This is a genomic window from Pedobacter yulinensis, assembly GCF_003029735.1.
GTDB lineage: Bacteria > Bacteroidota > Bacteroidia > Sphingobacteriales > Sphingobacteriaceae > Pedobacter > Pedobacter yulinensis.
Window position 1 is genome coordinate 156,174 of the sequence record NZ_KZ686268.1, and the last position, 15,956, is coordinate 172,129.

Annotated in this window: 14 protein-coding genes; 4 read left to right on the top strand and 10 right to left on the bottom strand. The window is 51.6% G+C overall.

The features are described from left to right. Positions 1-6: 6 nt before the first annotated feature. The 10 genes from C7T94_RS00650 to C7T94_RS00695 form a co-directional block, all read right to left on the bottom strand. Complete coding sequence (locus tag C7T94_RS00650) at positions 7-783, bottom strand: lipoprotein insertase outer membrane protein LolB1 (RefSeq protein WP_107212679.1); 777 nt, start codon at positions 781-783, stop codon at positions 7-9. Further along, positions 755-2,245, bottom strand: coding sequence for a tetratricopeptide repeat protein (locus tag C7T94_RS00655; protein WP_162618504.1), 1,491 nt, complete (start codon positions 2,243-2,245; stop codon positions 755-757). The genes C7T94_RS00650 and C7T94_RS00655 overlap by 29 nt, the downstream gene beginning before the upstream one ends. Before the next feature lies 1 nt (position 2,246). Further along, the gene (gene dut, locus C7T94_RS00660; RefSeq protein ID WP_107212683.1) at positions 2,247-2,678 is read right to left on the bottom strand and encodes a dUTP diphosphatase; all 432 of its coding nucleotides are present in this window, start codon (positions 2,676-2,678) and stop codon (positions 2,247-2,249) included. Positions 2,679-2,681: 3 nt separating this feature from the next. Then, positions 2,682-4,193, bottom strand: coding sequence for a lipopolysaccharide biosynthesis protein (locus C7T94_RS00665; RefSeq protein ID WP_107212684.1), 1,512 nt, complete (start codon positions 4,191-4,193; stop codon positions 2,682-2,684). 15 nt (positions 4,194-4,208) lie between these two features. Further along, positions 4,209-4,493 (bottom strand): acylphosphatase, encoded by a 285-nt coding sequence (locus tag C7T94_RS00670; protein ID WP_107212686.1) that lies wholly within the window; start codon positions 4,491-4,493, stop codon positions 4,209-4,211. A 122-nt stretch (positions 4,494-4,615) separates the two neighbouring features. Next, a complete protein-coding gene (locus tag C7T94_RS00675) occupies positions 4,616-5,557 on the bottom strand; it encodes an NAD(P)H-dependent flavin oxidoreductase (protein ID WP_107214600.1) in 942 nt (313 codons plus the stop codon). A 58-nt stretch (positions 5,558-5,615) separates the two neighbouring features. Further along, a complete protein-coding gene (locus C7T94_RS00680; protein ID WP_107212688.1) occupies positions 5,616-6,785 on the bottom strand; it encodes an amidohydrolase family protein in 1,170 nt (389 codons plus the stop codon). A gap of 5 nt (positions 6,786-6,790) precedes the next feature. Continuing rightward, positions 6,791-7,489: a response regulator transcription factor gene (locus C7T94_RS00685; RefSeq protein WP_107212690.1), complete on the bottom strand. Its 699-nt coding sequence runs from the start codon at positions 7,487-7,489 to the stop codon at positions 6,791-6,793. A gap of 3 nt (positions 7,490-7,492) precedes the next feature. Continuing rightward, positions 7,493-9,163: a sensor histidine kinase gene (locus C7T94_RS00690; RefSeq protein WP_107212691.1), complete on the bottom strand. Its 1,671-nt coding sequence runs from the start codon at positions 9,161-9,163 to the stop codon at positions 7,493-7,495. Positions 9,164-9,170: 7 nt separating this feature from the next. Then, positions 9,171-11,057, bottom strand: a complete 1,887-nt coding sequence (locus C7T94_RS00695) for a S9 family peptidase (RefSeq protein ID WP_107212693.1) — start codon at positions 11,055-11,057, stop codon at positions 9,171-9,173. Positions 11,058-11,307: 250 nt separating this feature from the next. Between C7T94_RS00695 and C7T94_RS00700 the strand changes: the two genes are divergently transcribed. The 4 genes from C7T94_RS00700 to C7T94_RS00715 all read left to right on the top strand — a co-directional run bounded on the left by C7T94_RS00700 (position 11,308) and on the right by C7T94_RS00715 (position 15,949). Beyond that, on the top strand, positions 11,308-13,119 hold the full coding sequence (locus C7T94_RS00700) for a tetratricopeptide repeat protein (protein ID WP_107212695.1): 1,812 nt from the start codon (positions 11,308-11,310) through the stop codon (positions 13,117-13,119). Positions 13,120-13,155: 36 nt separating this feature from the next. Continuing rightward, a complete protein-coding gene (locus C7T94_RS00705; protein WP_107212697.1) occupies positions 13,156-13,458 on the top strand; it encodes a DUF4286 family protein in 303 nt (100 codons plus the stop codon). A gap of 4 nt (positions 13,459-13,462) precedes the next feature. Next, positions 13,463-14,014, top strand: a complete 552-nt coding sequence (rfbC, locus tag C7T94_RS00710) for a dTDP-4-dehydrorhamnose 3,5-epimerase (protein ID WP_162618584.1) — start codon at positions 13,463-13,465, stop codon at positions 14,012-14,014. 192 nt (positions 14,015-14,206) lie between these two features. Beyond that, on the top strand, positions 14,207-15,949 hold the full coding sequence (locus tag C7T94_RS00715) for a PAS domain-containing protein (RefSeq protein WP_107212701.1): 1,743 nt from the start codon (positions 14,207-14,209) through the stop codon (positions 15,947-15,949). The last annotated feature ends 7 nt before the right edge of the window (positions 15,950-15,956 follow it).

A 15,956-nucleotide genomic window follows, 5' to 3' on the forward strand; every position in this document is an offset into this window, starting at 1 on the left:
TAAAAATTAGTTGATTACCTCATACCTTTTGGGCACGGTAAAGGGAAATTCGAGCGGAATGTTACCTTCAATTTTCGTGAAAGTAAGCGCCATGGTAACCCGTTTCGGGCCGGCCATCGAGTTGATATTGACCTGCCCGGGGAAGAGGCCGCCATTGATCTCCTGGTGGGCTGAATACTCAACTTTGAGTGCCCGTCCTGCCGCCGCATCGTTCAGATTAGTTGCGGTGAGTTTCATCAGTTCATTGAAAAACATGTTGTAATCAAGCGACTCCCGTTTGCCGGTCAGCACGGTATTTACGCCTTTTTTTTCAACGCCTGGCTGCCCTGCGAGCAGCAACTCGGGTACGTTGCCGCTTAATACCGACTGCAGCATCTGAAAATCGATTTGCCGGGTAGCGAAGCCCTGCACAAAACTGAACGGCTTGCCCAGGTAAGTGCTTTGCAGACGGTTCACGACCCGAACGCTATCTGGCGTGATCAGTGCCCTCGCCACTTCAATGCCGGCCAGTGCCGTGATGCTGGCCCAGATGCGTTTGCCATTTTCCATACGGATCTGGATACCCACATTATTGGTGTTCCCGCCCATGTCCAATAAAGCTTTGCCGCGCAGGGAAAGGGTTGTGAATTGAACCTGTGTGCCGCGGATGCGGGCAATGGCGCCAGCGGCTGCAGGCACCGTCTTCGCGGCCGGGGCAGCTGCCGAAGTTTTCCTTGTCTTGCATCCGCCGGCTGCGATCAGCACGAGCGACACGCTAAGGGCGGCCAATATATTCCTTTTCATCGATTTTTCTTTTTAACAACACATCATCATTACCGGCCAGCCGGGCCTTTTGCCAGTTGACCAGCGCATTCGGCTTATCGCCCAGCATATAGAGTATATCCCCAAGTTGTTCGAGGTAAACAGGCGTGTTCCGGTTATTGTTTTTAAGCGCCATTTCGATGAACCGGCGTGCCTCCCTATAGTCTTTGGCAGCAAAGCGGATTCCCGCTTTCAGCGCCTGGCAGTCGGCAACCAGTTCCCGGTTTCCTGCAGCCATACCTTCAGCTATTGCGAGCTGCCGGTCGGCTTCGGCCGCATTTCCCGTACCGGCATGCGCCCTGGCCAGCAGCAGATACGTGCTTCCCTGGTTTGGGTAAAGCAGCAGGGCGTCGCCGGCGGTCTTAATGGCATCAGTATTCTTATGCTGTGCCAGCTGTACCGCAGCCAGTTGCTCCCAGGCCGTATACATATTTTCTGAAAGCTGCAAGGCCGACTTATACCGCAATTCAGCCTCAGCCAAACGGCCGGTGCGGTAAAGAATGTCGGCGTAGAGAGCCTGCAGCCTGGGTTCGTCGGCATGAAGGTCGGCTGCAGCACCTGCCCACCTGGCAAGCTGAACCTTTTTGGCCGTGGTTGTCGCGGCGCCAATCATTGCAGCGAGCGTTTTCAGTTTACCTTCAACAGGCATCAACTGGTTGCCAAAAGCCCGTGCAAGCGCAGCTTCAGATGCCGGTTCATCTTTTTCAAGACGGAATGCATCGGCCAGGGCCAGGTCGATCTCATAATTTTCCGGCTGCAGGGCCTGCGCCTGCTTCAGTAATTTAAGCGCTGCCGCTGACTTTCCTTTCTGCATCAGCATGCCGCTCAGATACAGGTAGCTGTTTACATCGCCTGGTCCTTTGCTGAGCATAGCTCCGAGTTCCGCATCGCCAGGGGCGGGCTGTCCATGCAGGCGAATGCGGTCGCGCGCTTGTTCCAGGGCCTCTGAATTGCCGAATTTTTGTTCCAGGAGCTGGTACGCCTTCAGCGCTTCGTCTGTTTTTCCGCCAAGAAAAAGCGCGTTTGCCCGGTCAAAATAGTAGCCGTCTTTGGCCGGCGCCAGGGCGATCAGTTTGTCGAATACCGCAGTTAGCGCCGCCATGTCTCCTTTACGTTTGTAGATTTCGGCAAGCAGGATCCAGTACCATTCATTGCCAGGCTGCAGGGCCGTGGCCTTTTTGATATGGGCCTCTGCCTCGTCCACTTTGTTTTGCTTGAAGGCCAGCGAAGCCAGTTCATACCAGGCGGCATGGTAATTGGCATCGGCAGCGGCAATGCGGCCAAAGTCTTTTTCCGCTTCAGGAAAGTTCTCAACCATTTTTTTCCTGAGCCCGGCAAAGTAAATTTGTTTCAGGCTGTTGCTGTCTGTATGAACGGGTACCGGAGACTGGGCCGCCGCCCCCAGGGCCAGCACCATCAGAAGAGAAAATAGCCTGGTACGCATGTTATTTTCCGGTATGTCCGTAACCGCCTGTACCCCTGGCCGTGTCTTCCAGTTCGGCAACCGGCTCCCAGCTGATTGTTTCATGCCTGGCAACGACCATCTGGGCAATGCGCTCGCCGTTGTTTACGACAAACGCCGTGTCAGACAGGTTGACAAGCAGCACTTTAATTTCGCCGCGGTAATCGGCATCGATGGTTCCCGGCGTGTTCACGATACTGATGCCGTGTTTGTAGGCCAGGCCGCTTCGGGGCCTGATCTGCGCTTCATACCCTACGGGCAATTCAATGTGCAGTCCGGTGGGGATCAGCACACGCTGAAGCGGGCCGATCATTACCGGCTCGCCGATGTGGGCGCGCAGGTCCAGGCCGGCAGCATGTGCAGTCTCGTATTTTGGCAGTTCGTGTGCCGAATGGTTAATGACTTTGATTTTCATAAGTTATTTTTTGGCGCGCAGCATCATCTTCAGTTTCTGCCCCTCGCGCAGCCAAATCACCGCTGCAAAGAGCACAAGGAATAGGTTACCTATGTAAATGTTCCTGTTAAAAATATAAAAAGAAGCGTAAACCAGCACGGTAGAAAGTAAAAGATAGCCCAGCATGCGCAGCAGCGGATAAGGAATGGGATAGTGTTTGTGGCCGAGCACATACGAAAGCACCATCATGCTCAGGTAGGCAAGCAGTGAAACCCAGGCCGCGCCCACATAACTGTACCGCGGTATCAGGATCACATTCAGGATAATGGTGAGAACAGCCCCGAAGCCCGAAATATAGAGGCCAAATCGTGTTTGGTCTGAAAGCCGGTACCAGATAGATAGGTTCATATAAATACCCAGACAGACGTAACCAAACAACAGGATAGGAACAACCTGCAGTCCTGACCAGTACAAGGCCTGCTGTGCCGCGTCTTTGCCTCTTATAAAATATTTGAGAATTTCGATATTGGCCACCAGCGCCAGGAAAATGAAGGCCACAACGATGACGAAGTACTGCAGAATGGTGGCATAGGTTTCCCGGGCATTCTTTTCCTTTGCATGGTTAAAAAAGAAGGGCTCTGCCCCAAGCCGGAAAGCCTGGATAAAAATGCTGAGAAAAACCGCAATCTTTGCACTGGCACCATAAATTCCGGTATCCTGAAAACCTTTTCCTGCCCCGGGCACAAGTTCTTTGAGTACGATCTTATCCAGGTTTTCATTGATCACGAATGAAATGTTGGCGACCAGGATGGGCCAACTGTAAGAGAACATATCAGCGAAAAGCCGGCGTTCAAACCGCAGCCGCAGCTTCATGAACTCCGGCAGCAGCATGATCATGGTAAGCACGCTCGCCGCCAGGTTTGAAATGAAAACATAACCGATCCATTGCTGCCTGTACCAGCCCGACAGCCAGCCCGATAAGGGCCAGTCATTCCGGATGATGGCCGGGATGAGAAAGAGAAAAACCAGGTTCAGGCCTATAAAGGCCCCGATGTTCAAAAACTTGATCGTGCCGTAACGCAAGGGCCGGCCATCTGCACGCAATTTGGCAAATGGTATGACGCACAGCGCATCAACAAGCAGGATACAGAGGAAGTAGTGAATATATTGCCGGTAATCGGCCGAAGCCACGGTTCCGCCGTCGGCAAGACCGGATGCAATGCTGCCCGAAAACACCATGCCCGTGCAAAAGAACAGGAAGCCCAGAAAAGCAACCGTCAAGAAGGCATTGTTGTACACGTCTTGTTTGCGGTCCTCATACTTGTTCAGGTACCTGAAAAAGGTGGTTTCCATTCCGAAAGAAAGCACGGCATTGATCAATGCCGCCCAGCTGTACATATTGGTAAAAATACCATAAACACTGGTGGGGTAAACGCTGGTATAAACTGGCGTAAGGAAAAAGTTCAGCACCCGCGAAAACACGGTACTGACCCCATAGATAATGGTCTGACCTGCAAATTTTTTATAAACAGACATGGCTGGCGGGGCTGGTTACCACAAAAGATTTTTCTTTACGACCTCAAAGTTTCTGAAGTTGCGCAGCTCGCCGCTGCTGATCTCGAGGCCTTCAACCTCAGAACGGTCTGGTCCTTCCCGACACCAGTCGGTAAAAGCGTCGAGCATGAAGTCCTCTCCTTCGGCTTCGATATACACAGAGCCATCCTTTTCGTTCTTTACAAAACCCTTGATCCCGATCTGATCGGCAACCGCTTTTGTCGAAGCCCTGAAAAATACGCCCTGTACCTTTCCGCGCACAATGATATTGAGGTGTTTCATGTAGGGCAAAGTTAGCCTATTTAGGCAATTATTGGTTCATGGAATTAAAGCGCCATGATTGGCCCGAACTGCGGCTGCGCCCGCTACCGTAACTTCTCTGGATTACCAGGCAGCCCATGCGGCTAAAGCAGGGTGCTGACGCGGTGGCGGGCCTGCAAAAAGCCCGTCCAGATCCTTTCCAGGATTTCGGCAGCCGGTTCAATCTCGCGCAGCGCAGCCGAAACCTGTCCAATTTCCAGCTCGCCTTCTTCGAGGTCCCCCTCGAACATACCGGCCTTGGCCCTTGCACGCCCAAGCATATCGACGAGTTCGCCGCGCCCTGCACCCCGCGCCTCGGCTGCATGGATGGCCTCAGAAAAAGCGTTGTTTAGCAGCCTGACGGGCACCAGCTTTTTCATGCTTAGTCGCGTGTCGCCCTCGCCCGCCTCCACGATTTTTTGTTTGAAGGCAGGATGGGCAGAAGACTCTGCCGCCACGGCAAAGGCCGAACCGATCTGTACGCCATCTGCCCCCAGCGCCAGAGCGGCAAGCATGGCCTCGCCCGAGGCAATACCGCCTGCTGCAATGACCGGAATATCAACCGCCTGCCGAACTGCCGGAACCAGGCACATGGTGGTCGTTTCCTCGCGCCCGTTATGGCCTCCGGCTTCAAAACCTTCGGCAACCACCGCATCAACACCAGCGGAGGCCGATTTTATAGCAAATTTGCTATTAGAAACAACGTGTACCACAGTCAGCCCTGCCGCCTTCAGCAAAGGTGTCCAGGTAGCGGGGTTTCCTGCAGAAGTAAATACGATCCTGACATGCTCTTCCATAACAATATTCATCAACTGTTCGATGTCCGGGTACAGCAATGGAATATTGACACCAAAAGGCATTGCGGTCGCCCGGCGGCACTTTTGAATGTGTTGCCGCAGTACATCCGGATACATGGAGCCCGCGCCGATCAGGCCAAGGCCGCCGGCATTCGAAACGGCTGCTGCCAGCCGCCAGCCACTGCACCAAACCATACCGGCCTGGATAATGGGGTAGCGGATTTTAAAAAGTTTTGTGATTGCTTGCATGCTTCGGTAGTTTGAATTCAGGCGCCGGTTGGACCAAGCGATGTCAGGTCTTGCCGGTTCAGGCAAGCCGCAGCACGCGCGTACCCGTAATCTCTGAACGTTCGTTGACAGGAATAAGGTTCAGGCCCGGCTTCTTCCCATTTTCCAGGCTGCCGGCCCAGTCGCTCAGGCCAAGAAACTCCGCCCCATTCCAGGTTGCCCAGCACAGCAGGTTTGCCAGGGGGATCTGTGCCTCCTCCTGCAGTATCTTCATTTCTGCCAGGATATTGAGTTCGGTATTGCTGGCCAGGCTATCTGTGCCAAGCGTAATGCGTGCACCAAGCCGCTCCAGCATAGCCACATCTGGCAGGCGGTTTTCGATGTATCGGTTGGCCGCCGGACACAGGCACCAGTACAGCCTGCTGTGACGGGCGGTGGCGCTGCGGTAATCTGCTTCGGTGGTGAATGTGTTGTGCACGAGGAGCTGCTTCTGCGTAGCAGGCAAATGCCCCACTGTTGCAGGCAGGGAGTTGAGGCCGGGCGGCTCAAAGAAGGCCAGATCCAGACCCATTTTCTCGTACAGCTCAACAAATTCACCCTGTTTTTTCTGAAAAAACAGATTTTCGTCTGCGGTCTCCTGGTTGTGTATACTTAAGGTGGCATGTCTTTCCATGGCATGCTGCCCCAGCAGAGCAAAAAGTTTTTGAGACACGGAGTACGGGGCATGCGGCACGATCGATACAGAAAGCGGGGCAAATTGCCGCTCGAGCGCCACGACCGATGCAAAAATTTCGGCTGCGCGGGCCGGGTTAAAACCCAGGGCCTCCACAAAAGTGTGGTAATGCAGGCGGCTTTCCAGCTTTACGGCCCGCGATGCGGCGTTATTGGAAATATCACCCACGGCTACAATGCCGTTGCGGTGCATTTCATCATCGGCCGCCAACATGGCGGCCCCGATTTCTTCATTGCCTGCCCCACGGCGGCTCATGACCAGCTGTACAAAGCCCGGCAAGCCGGTATGGCGGGGAAATTTACCGCGAAGGTGCGACAGCTCCAGGTGGCAGTGGGTATTTACAAAACCCGGCACCAATGCCCCCCGATGGCGTTCTACCCGTCCCAATGCGGCATCAAAATCTGCCTCAGACCAGACACCCGCAACGCGCCCGTCGGCCTCCATGCCCACAACGCCCCGTTCTAAGGGCGCAGATGTAACGGGGTAGACCTTGTCTGCCGAAAAATACCGGACCATGCGGTTTAACTGGTTTGCGAGGAATTAAACCGGTAACCAACTCCGCGCACCGTTTGCAGCAGCTGCGGGTTATCAGGGTTCAGCTCAATTTTTTTACGCAGCCGCACAATGTGCATGTCAAGGGTCCGGGTATTCACATCTGAATTGTAACCCCATACCACCATCATCAGCTCATCGCGGTTAATGACCTTACCGGGGTGCCGCAGAAAATACAGCAGGATGCGGTTCTCGAGGATGGTCAGCTCGATCTTTTTGCCGTTCCTGAACAGGGTGTGGATATTCGGATGGTGCTCCATTGAACCAAAACGGTGAATTTCTGAAGTATCCTTATTAACGATAAACTTCACTTTGCTGTCCAGCATGGCCACAAGCACGTCCATATTAAAGGGTTTGGTCACATAATCTGAGGCCCCGAAATTGTAGGCATCGATTTTATCTACATCCTGCGCTTTGGCGGTCATCATGATCACCAGGTTTTCAAAACCCTGTTTTCTTACATTTTCGCAAACTTCTGCACCCTGTTTGCCCGGCAGCATCCAGTCAAGCAGGACAATATCGGGCTGCGCACTCATGATCGTCTGTTCGGCAATTTCGCCGTCTGCCGCCTCAAGAACCTCGTACCCTTCTGCCTGCAGGCGGTGCACCACCAGGAACCTCAAGTTCTCATCATCTTCAACAATCAGTATTTTTACTCCTTTTGACATAGTTTATGTGTTAATGTACGGAAGCACAATAATGAATTCCGTCCCCCTGTTTATTTTACTCTTTACCCTGATTTCGCCCCCCATAAAATTAACCAGTTCTTTGCAGAACGCCAAACCGAGACCCACGCTTCCCTGCTGGTTATACTGGTTCTGGATGCGAAAAAATTTCTTAAAAATGTGCTCAAGGTCTTGTGCGGCGATCCCGATGCCCTTATCGGTAAACCGCAGCACAATGCGGCCCCTGATCAGCCTGGCGCTGATGTGAAGTTTTTTGTTTCCAGGGTTCGAATACTTATAGGCATTTTCTGCCAGGTTATCGAATAGGCTGCCCAGCAAAACCGGATCGGTTATAAATTTATCAAAGCCGCTGACCTCGTAGGTCATTTCGAAATCGCTGTATTTAAGCGTGTGCGACTCGATGGTACTCTCGATAAAATCCCGCATCGATACCTCTTCCTGGTTCAGCGAAATCGATTTGTTCTCGATCTGCGTAAAGGCCAGCAGTTTGTTCATCAGGCCGTTTAACTTGTCAGCCTCTTCATCCAGGATCTTTCCATAATGTTTTTGCTCGCGTTCTGACAGGGAACTGGCGCTGCGAATGTTGTTTCCGGCTATTTTAATGACACTGACCGGCGTCTTGAATTCGTGCGAAAAGTTCGTGATGAAGTCGTACTGCAGTTTGAACATTTTACTGTTGATGTTCAGGTTGCGGTAAATCAGCATGGCTACCAGCATCAGTACTGCATACACCAGGAGCAGGATCAGCGCAATGGGCAGGAAATAAGAAAACACCTCCTTCTTGATAAAGGACCGAGAAGACTGAAAATAAAGCTTATAATCTGAAAAAGGGCCCGGCAGCGTAATTTCTGTTGCCATGTAAAGATCTGAAGCATCGATCGGGTCATAGGTCAGCGGCTCAATGCGGATGCGCTGGTACAGCAGCGGACGCGAATTGACGATCCGGATCTTGTAAGGATCAAGCTGGAAGGTGAGCAAGTCCTGCTGGTATACCGGTGAAGAAGCCAGTTTACGCCTCATCATCTCTTTATACACCTTCAGGTCTTCGCGACGGGGTATATTCAGATAGGTGATCCGGTTTGAGCGGATGGCGGAAAAATTCGAGAACAGTTCGTCCTGTGAGGGTGCTTTCGCCGTGTCCAGGCTTTCTACGAATGAAACGAGCTTAAAGCCGATGGCGTTGAAGTCATCGCCGACACTGAATGAGCGCGTATTGTCGTAGGAAAAAAGTTTCACAGAATCGAGTGGCACCAGGCTGCCGAACTGGTAAATGGCTTTGGGTCCAAAAGAAAAATGGCTGGCGTTAATTCCGTCACGCACCGGTTCGTTTTTGACTTCGGAATCGTAAAAGATCACCTTTGAGACAAAGGGGTATTTGAGCAGCACGGTATCTGTAAATTTGGCCGCAGTGGCCGAATCAAGGAAGCCATTGTAGTAGGAAACTTCGGGAATTTTATTCTGAAAAAAATCGTTGTACGGCCCGATCGTTTTTTCAAGCACGTCTACTTTTGCCGAACTGAATTCGTTTTCTATGTACTTGTTGCTGAAATTGAAGGCCAGGAAAAGCGAAAGAATAAACAGCACTGAGATCAGCACTATGAATGTGATGATCAGCAGGAAGTTTTTCCGGTAACCACTCGTTTTATCCGCAATCATGTAGCCATTACTTTTTCAGGTTCTCTTTGAGAAACGCTTCGAGCGCTGCATAGAACCTTTTGCGGCTTTCCTCTTTTTTCTCCTGGTAAGACCCCTCGTCCTTTTCAAGGTAAGTTACAGGAATATTTCGTTTTTTCAGTTCTTTAACGAACTGAATTGTCTCGCCCGGGTTAACACGGGGATCTTTCGCGTTCTGCGCAATAAACAAAGGTTTTTTGAAGCGGTCTGAATGAAAAACCGGCGAAACGGACCGCATGTAGTCTACGTCTGTAAGCGGGTTGCCGACAATTTCGTAATACATCTGCAAAGAGGTTTTCCAGAATGGCGGAATGCTTTTCAGGTAACTGAACAGGTTCACAACGCCCGAGTTGGAGGCTGCCGCCACAAAAAGCCCGGGATTTTCAGACATGCAGTTCAGTGCAATGAAACCACCGAAGCCTGTGCCGTAAATGGCGATGCGTTTTCGGTCGGCTATGTTTTGGACAATGAGCCAGTTTACCCCATCAATGACATCTTCGCGGATCTTCTTGCCCCATTGTTTGAAACCGGCCGTCATGAACTGTTTACCATAACCGTCAGAACCCCTGTAATTGATCTGGAACACGGCATAACCCCGGTTGGCCAGGAACTGTACTTCTGCATCGTAGCCCCAGCCGTTGCGCGAACGCGGCCCGTTGTGCGGAAGCACGACGACCGGCAGTTTTTCTTTCTTGCCGCCCTTTGGTAAGGTCAGGTAACCGTTAACCGTGAGCCCATCGCGTGAGGTAAAACTTACCGGCTTCATTTCGCACATCTCAGCTTCGTGAATCGAAGAATTAATGTCGGCCAGCTTTTTTAATTTCTGCTGGCCTGAGATGTAAAGGTAATACGACCCGGGGTTTCGATCGGTAAAGGTACGCAAGACAAAAACGTTTTCATTCTTGTCGCGGGCCATAATCTTGATCTCAGTTTTGGGCAGCAATTCGTCAAGTTTCCCATAAAACGCCTTTGCCCGCTCGTTCAAATACCTCTTCTGTTTTTTCCAGGTTTCTACTACCACATACTCTACCTGCGCCTTTGCGCGCGAATACTGCCCTTCTACCACGTTAAGCGAATCGCTGTAGAAAAGCACTTTCTGCTCTTTTCCTGTGACCATATCCAGTTCGATCAGGGCATTTTTATCGCGGTTGATGTTTGAGATGGCGTATACCGTACGGCCGTCCTTTCCGGCGAAGCCGATGGGAACCAGGGTGTTCTTGAAACTGCTTTTGATCACTGGTCTGAATGCCTGGCTCTCATTGTCCCTGAAAAGCAGGGTTTCGTTTACCCCATCGCTGGCAATGGCCAGTTTCAGGCGTCCCTCCGCATCGGTAATCCAGTCGGCAATGTTGCCCGGATTCCGCGCCGCCAGGCTCAGAGAACCATCCCGTATGTTCAGCTTGTATACGTCGAAAACGGTAGAGTCACGTTTGTTCGACGCGACCAGCAAAAACTTGTTATCGATGAGCTGATCTTCAAGCACCCGGATCTTGGCTTTAGGGTCTGCCGAAAGTTTTCTGGGTGCACCTTCGTTCTTATTGACGATGTACATCTCTGCGCCGGTTTGCAGGGGCTGGTCGCGGTAAAAAATCAATTCGTCTTTGCTGACCCACAGGTAGAAACGCACCCCTCGGCTTTTCAGAAAACTCAGCTGCGTCACCTTGCCGGTGGCAATGTCTTCTGTAAACAGATTCTGAAGGTTATCCTGCAGTTTCAGGTAAGATAAGGTCTTGCCATCGGGGGAGACCTTGTACTGGGCGCGGTCCTGGCTTTTGAAGAAATCATTCACCGCGATCTCCCCTGTCTTTACACCCGGTTTACAGGCAAAAAGCAAGGAAAGGACAAACAGCAGGAACAAATTCTTCAACACACGCATACTGGTAAATAGGGTACAAAAATAAGCATTACGCAAGCGCGTGCCGCCTATTTCGTTAACAATGTTACTTAAACCAATACCTAACCCAAACCGTAAAGTAAGTACTTTTTGGAAGGGCTGTTCCGTAAAAACCGTAACATTTAAAATACTTTACGGCTAGCCGCCCGGAAGGGGTTCTTTGTTAGAAAAATGTTACTTTAGTGCAGCCATGCCCAATTTTCTACAGCATTTATGTATTGCGTGCATAACCATGGCCGTGCTGCTGACGGCTGGCCCGGCTTCAGCCCAGCAAGGCGACCAGGCCCTTGCAGCCGAATATTACCGAAATGGCGATTATCAAAAATCGCTTGCCCTGTACGAACGGCTGTATGCCGCCGCGGGCTCGGCCCAATCGTTCGAAGGTTACTTCAACAGCTTGCTCAAAACAAAGCGCTTTGATGATGCAGAAAAATTGCTGAAGCGCAAGGGCAAAGATGCATGGTCGGCCACAGAATACAGCATTGCACTGGGCCAGATCTACAGCGAATCGGGGCAGAACGAAAAAGCAAAGCGTGTTTACGATGATCTGATCGCGAAATTACCTGCTGAGGAAACCCGCATTCGCGATGCCGCAAATACTTTTTACCGGTACGAAGCCTACGACCAGGTTATCAAGACCCTTCAGCACGGACGGAAGGTATTACGCAATGACCGCTTGTTTACAAACGAACTGCTTAGCATTTACCGCTTTAAGAAAGACAAATACATGCTGGCACAGGAATATGTCAATGCCCTGGCCGACATGCCGCAACTGCGGCCCCAGGCCGAAAATGTGCTCGCCGCGCTATTTGAAAGCAAAGAAGACTACCAGCTGCTGGCCAGTGCGCTGATTGCGCAGCTACAGAAAACGCCTGATAACGAAACATATACCCAGTTGCTGATCTGGCAATATATTCAGCAGCGCGACTATGACGCAGCATTGCGGCAGCTTATTGCGTTTGACCGGCGTACAAAAGCCGAAGGACAGCAACTGCTCAATGCCGCCTATAATTTCGCAGCCGAAGGTGCTTATGATGCTGCCATTAAGGCATACGAATACCAGATCGTTAAGGGCCGGGAGAACCGGTACTATTTGCCTGCGCGTATTGAGCTTATCAATACCAGGTACCTGAAAGTTAAACGCGACCGCCAGCCGGCCGCCGCCGTTGAGAAATTAGCTGCCGAATACCAGGATATTTTGCAAACCTATGGCCGTACCACGCAAACGCTGTTTGCATTGAAACACCTGGCCGATCTCCAGGCACACTACCTGGACCGTCCTAAACAGGCCGAAGAAACGCTCGAGGCCGCACTGAACATTCCAGGTGTCGCGCCTGCAGAGGCGGGCCAGATCAAACTGGACTTGGGCGATGTCTATATTTTGAGCAATGAGCCCTGGGAAGCGATCCTGGTCTATGAGCAGGTCAGCAAACAATTTGAGGGCCAGGCGCTCGGCAACGAGGCCCGTTACCGCAGCGCTAAGTTGTCCTTTTACCAGGGAAATTTTAGTTATGCCAAGTCGCAGGCCGACGTTTTAAAAAATGCCACCTCACAGCTGATCGCCAACGATGCGCTGAACCTGAGCCTGCTTATATCAGATCACATGCAAAGCCCGGCCGACAGCAATGCGCTGAAGATTTACGCCGACGCCGAGCTGCTGCTGTTCCGGAATCTGGCCGATGCCGGCATGCAGAAGCTGGACAGTCTCGACATCCGTTTTCCCGGCCATAACCTGCAGGATGCCGTGCTCATGACGAAAGCGCGCGTGCTGACCGACAAAAGTAACTTCAGCGCTGCTGTCGATATCTATAAAAAACTCATTGCTTCGTTTCCTGAGAGCATCTATGCCGATGATGCCCTATTCAAGCTGGCTGCCTTGTATGAAGAGCACCTGAATGACCGCGAACAGGCAAAAAACTGGTACCAGCGGCTCATCACAGACGCACCCGGCAGCATGTTTGTCGCCGAGGCCCGCAAGCGTTTCCGCATTCTGCGCGGCGATCTTCCCGGTCAGGCTCAGGAGCGGCCCACCCCTGCGCTTTAAACTTTTAAAGCCAGCCTGAATGTTTATCTTTGCCCCATGTTATTGTACAATGTTACACTCATCGTCGAAGACGGGGTAGCCCAAGAATTCCTGAACTGGATGCAGGAAGTGCATATTCCTGAAGTCATGGCTACCGGGCATTTTCTTTCCAACCGGATCCTGCGCGTAGTTGATTCGCCAAACGAAGGGGTGACCTTTTGCTCGCAATATGTTGCTGAAAACATCGGCAGCTACCAGGATTATGTAAACAACCATGCAGCAACCCTGCAAAAAAGCCTCAACGACCGTTATGAGGGCCGTTTTGTGGCTTACCGGACTTTGATGGAGTACCTAGACTAAAATGATGCAGATTACCAAGACCCCATTGAAGGGTGTACTCGTTATCGAGCCAAAAATATGGAAAGACCCCCGCGGGTATTTCTACGAAAGTTTTAACAGCCAGATCCTTGCCGAGGCGGGAATTACCGCTCCTTTTGTTCAGGACAACCAGTCATTTTCCCAAAAAGGCACGTTGAGGGGGCTGCACGCGCAAAAGCAGCCTTTTGCCCAGGGCAAATTGGTGCGGGTTATACAGGGCCGGGTGTTTGATGTGGCGGTTGACGCCCGCAGGCAATCCCCTACTTATGGCCAGCACTTCGGAATCGAATTGAGCGGTGACAACCACAAGCAGCTTTGGGTGCCTCCCGGGTTCCTGCATGGTTTTCTCACACTTGAAGATGATACCATCTTTACTTACAAAGTGACCCAGTTTTACAACAAGGAATCGGAAGTGGGTGTAATCTGGAACGATCCCCAACTCGGTATCAACTGGGGCAGTATCCCGGCGGCTGAACTGCTTCTCTCAGAAAAAGACACCGTCCTGCCCGGGTTTAGCGAATTCGACAGCCCTTTTTAAGGGGTTGAACACGGCCCCTTCTACGCGACCGGCCGGTTTAGCGTTACTGCAGCAGCCAGACCAGGCTGCTGCAAAATAATACCCCAAATGTTCACATGCCTGCTTTGAATTGACGGCAAATACCAGTATGTTTATTTGCCCCAACGGGTTCCCGACCAAAAATAAACGCAAATACAAACCGCCGTCTGCCAGATGACCCAGTCAAGTTATTATAATTTATTTTTGCTATCGCCGTTGCCAATGTGGCTGTTCGACGTCCAAAGCCTTGCCTTTCTGGACGTTAATAATGCGGCGACCAGGAATTATGGTTACAGCCGCGAGGAGTTTCTTAACATGACGATCAATGACATCAGGCCGCAGGATGATGCGCCGGCCATTGAGAATCTGGTCAGGGAAAACGCCCGGTCAGGCCGCTTTTACCAGAATATTTTCCGGCACCTCAAAAAAGACGGCTCGCTGATCTATGTAAACATAGAAAGCAACCTGATCGATTTTGAGGGTCGCAAAGCCCGGATCGTACTGGCGAGCGATATCACCGAAAAAATCCGAACGGAACACGAGCTTGAGCTTAGCGAGCAGCGGTTTCGTGCCCTGGTGCAGGAGGGATCGGACCTGATAGCCATTCTGGACAGTGAGCTGCGGTACACCTATGTCAGCCCCACCTCTGTTCGTATCTTAGGTATACCGGCCGAAGAGATCACCGGCCACCACGTGTTCGATTTTATCCACGACGATGACCGGGCGCGCCTGCTTGCCGAGGCCGACCGGTTGAGACGCATGCAACACATTACATTCAGCCCCTTTCGCTTCAGGGACAGCGAAGGCGGCTGGCGCTGGCTGGAAACACGGGCAACGAACCTGAGCAGTAAACAGGCGGTTGGCGGCATTGTCTGCAACTCGAAAGACATCACAGACTCTATAGCGAGCCAAAAGGCCTTGCTGGAAAATATAGAGCGTTTCAACATCGTCTCAAAAGCGACGAGCGACATCATCTGGGATTACAACGTGAATACCGGTAAGATTCTGTGGAACAAGGGTATAAAAGGAATTTTAAAGTTCAATCCGGAAGACTACCTGACAACCATTTCCTGGTGGGAAGAGCACATCCATGAAGAAGACCGGCAAAGGGTTGTTTCACGTTTTAACGAGCATCTTGCACAGGGGATCCTGCGGTGGCAGGATGAATACCGTTTTATCTGCGGCGACGGGCAGGTGAAGCATATCTTTGACCGGGGGTTTATCAGCCTGGCCGATGGCGTCCCCGTGCGCATGATCGGCGCCATGCAGGACATCACCCGCAGAAAAGAAGAAGAACATTGGTCGAAACTGCTGGAGTCTGTCGTTATCAATACCACAGACGGCGTCCTGATTACTGACGCAGATCTGAAAGACGGGCCGGCCATTGTGTATGTCAATGCAGCCCAGGTGGCTATGTCAGGTTATTCACGTGAAGAACTGATTGGCAGCAGGCCTGACATTCTGCATGGACACGACAGCGGGCAACAAGGTGTTCAAGCCATTCGGGAGGCTTTTTTACAGGGTAAACACTGCAACGTTCAGCTGATCAACTACACCCGCGAAGGTGTTCCCTTTCATGTCAGTATCACCATGAGCCCGGTGAGTAATTCTGAGGGCAGAATTACACACTGGATTTCCATTCAACGCGATATATCTGAACAGATCAGTTACCTGAAGGCCGTTGAGGCGCAAAACAAAAAACTCCGTGAAATTGCCTGGATGCAGTCGCATGGCGTTCGCGCACCCCTGGTTCGCATCATGTCGCTTGTAGACCTGCTTAGGCGGGAAGAGGTGACAGATGAAATAAGGGTGCTGCTGGATTACCTGGCCGAGTCGGCAAAAGAGCTGGACACCGTGGTCACAGACGTAACACGAAACACCAGCCTTGACCTGCAAGACGGTGACAAGACCGAATAATCTTTAC

Bases quoted from the DNA above. Each gene is read 5' to 3' on its own strand.
- C7T94_RS00650 (WP_107212679.1), bottom strand. From the start codon at position 783: ATGAAAAGGAATATATTGGCCGCCCTTAGCGTGTCGCTCGTGCTGATC.
- C7T94_RS00655 (WP_162618504.1), bottom strand. From the start codon at position 2,245: ATGCGTACCAGGCTATTTTCTCTTCTGATGGTGCTGGCCCTGGGGGCG.
- dut (WP_107212683.1), bottom strand. From the start codon at position 2,678: ATGAAAATCAAAGTCATTAACCATTCGGCACACGAACTGCCAAAATAC.
- C7T94_RS00665 (WP_107212684.1), bottom strand. From the start codon at position 4,193: ATGTCTGTTTATAAAAAATTTGCAGGTCAGACCATTATCTATGGGGTC.
- C7T94_RS00670 (WP_107212686.1), bottom strand. From the start codon at position 4,493: ATGAAACACCTCAATATCATTGTGCGCGGAAAGGTACAGGGCGTATTT.
- C7T94_RS00675 (WP_107214600.1), bottom strand. From the start codon at position 5,557: ATGCAAGCAATCACAAAACTTTTTAAAATCCGCTACCCCATTATCCAG.
- C7T94_RS00680 (WP_107212688.1), bottom strand. From the start codon at position 6,785: ATGGTCCGGTATTTTTCGGCAGACAAGGTCTACCCCGTTACATCTGCG.
- C7T94_RS00685 (WP_107212690.1), bottom strand. From the start codon at position 7,489: ATGTCAAAAGGAGTAAAAATACTGATTGTTGAAGATGATGAGAACTTG.
- C7T94_RS00690 (WP_107212691.1), bottom strand. From the start codon at position 9,163: ATGATTGCGGATAAAACGAGTGGTTACCGGAAAAACTTCCTGCTGATC.
- C7T94_RS00695 (WP_107212693.1), bottom strand. From the start codon at position 11,057: ATGCGTGTGTTGAAGAATTTGTTCCTGCTGTTTGTCCTTTCCTTGCTT.
- C7T94_RS00700 (WP_107212695.1), top strand. From the start codon at position 11,308: ATGGCCGTGCTGCTGACGGCTGGCCCGGCTTCAGCCCAGCAAGGCGAC.
- C7T94_RS00705 (WP_107212697.1), top strand. From the start codon at position 13,156: ATGTTATTGTACAATGTTACACTCATCGTCGAAGACGGGGTAGCCCAA.
- rfbC (WP_162618584.1), top strand. From the start codon at position 13,463: ATGCAGATTACCAAGACCCCATTGAAGGGTGTACTCGTTATCGAGCCA.
- C7T94_RS00715 (WP_107212701.1), top strand. From the start codon at position 14,207: ATGACCCAGTCAAGTTATTATAATTTATTTTTGCTATCGCCGTTGCCA.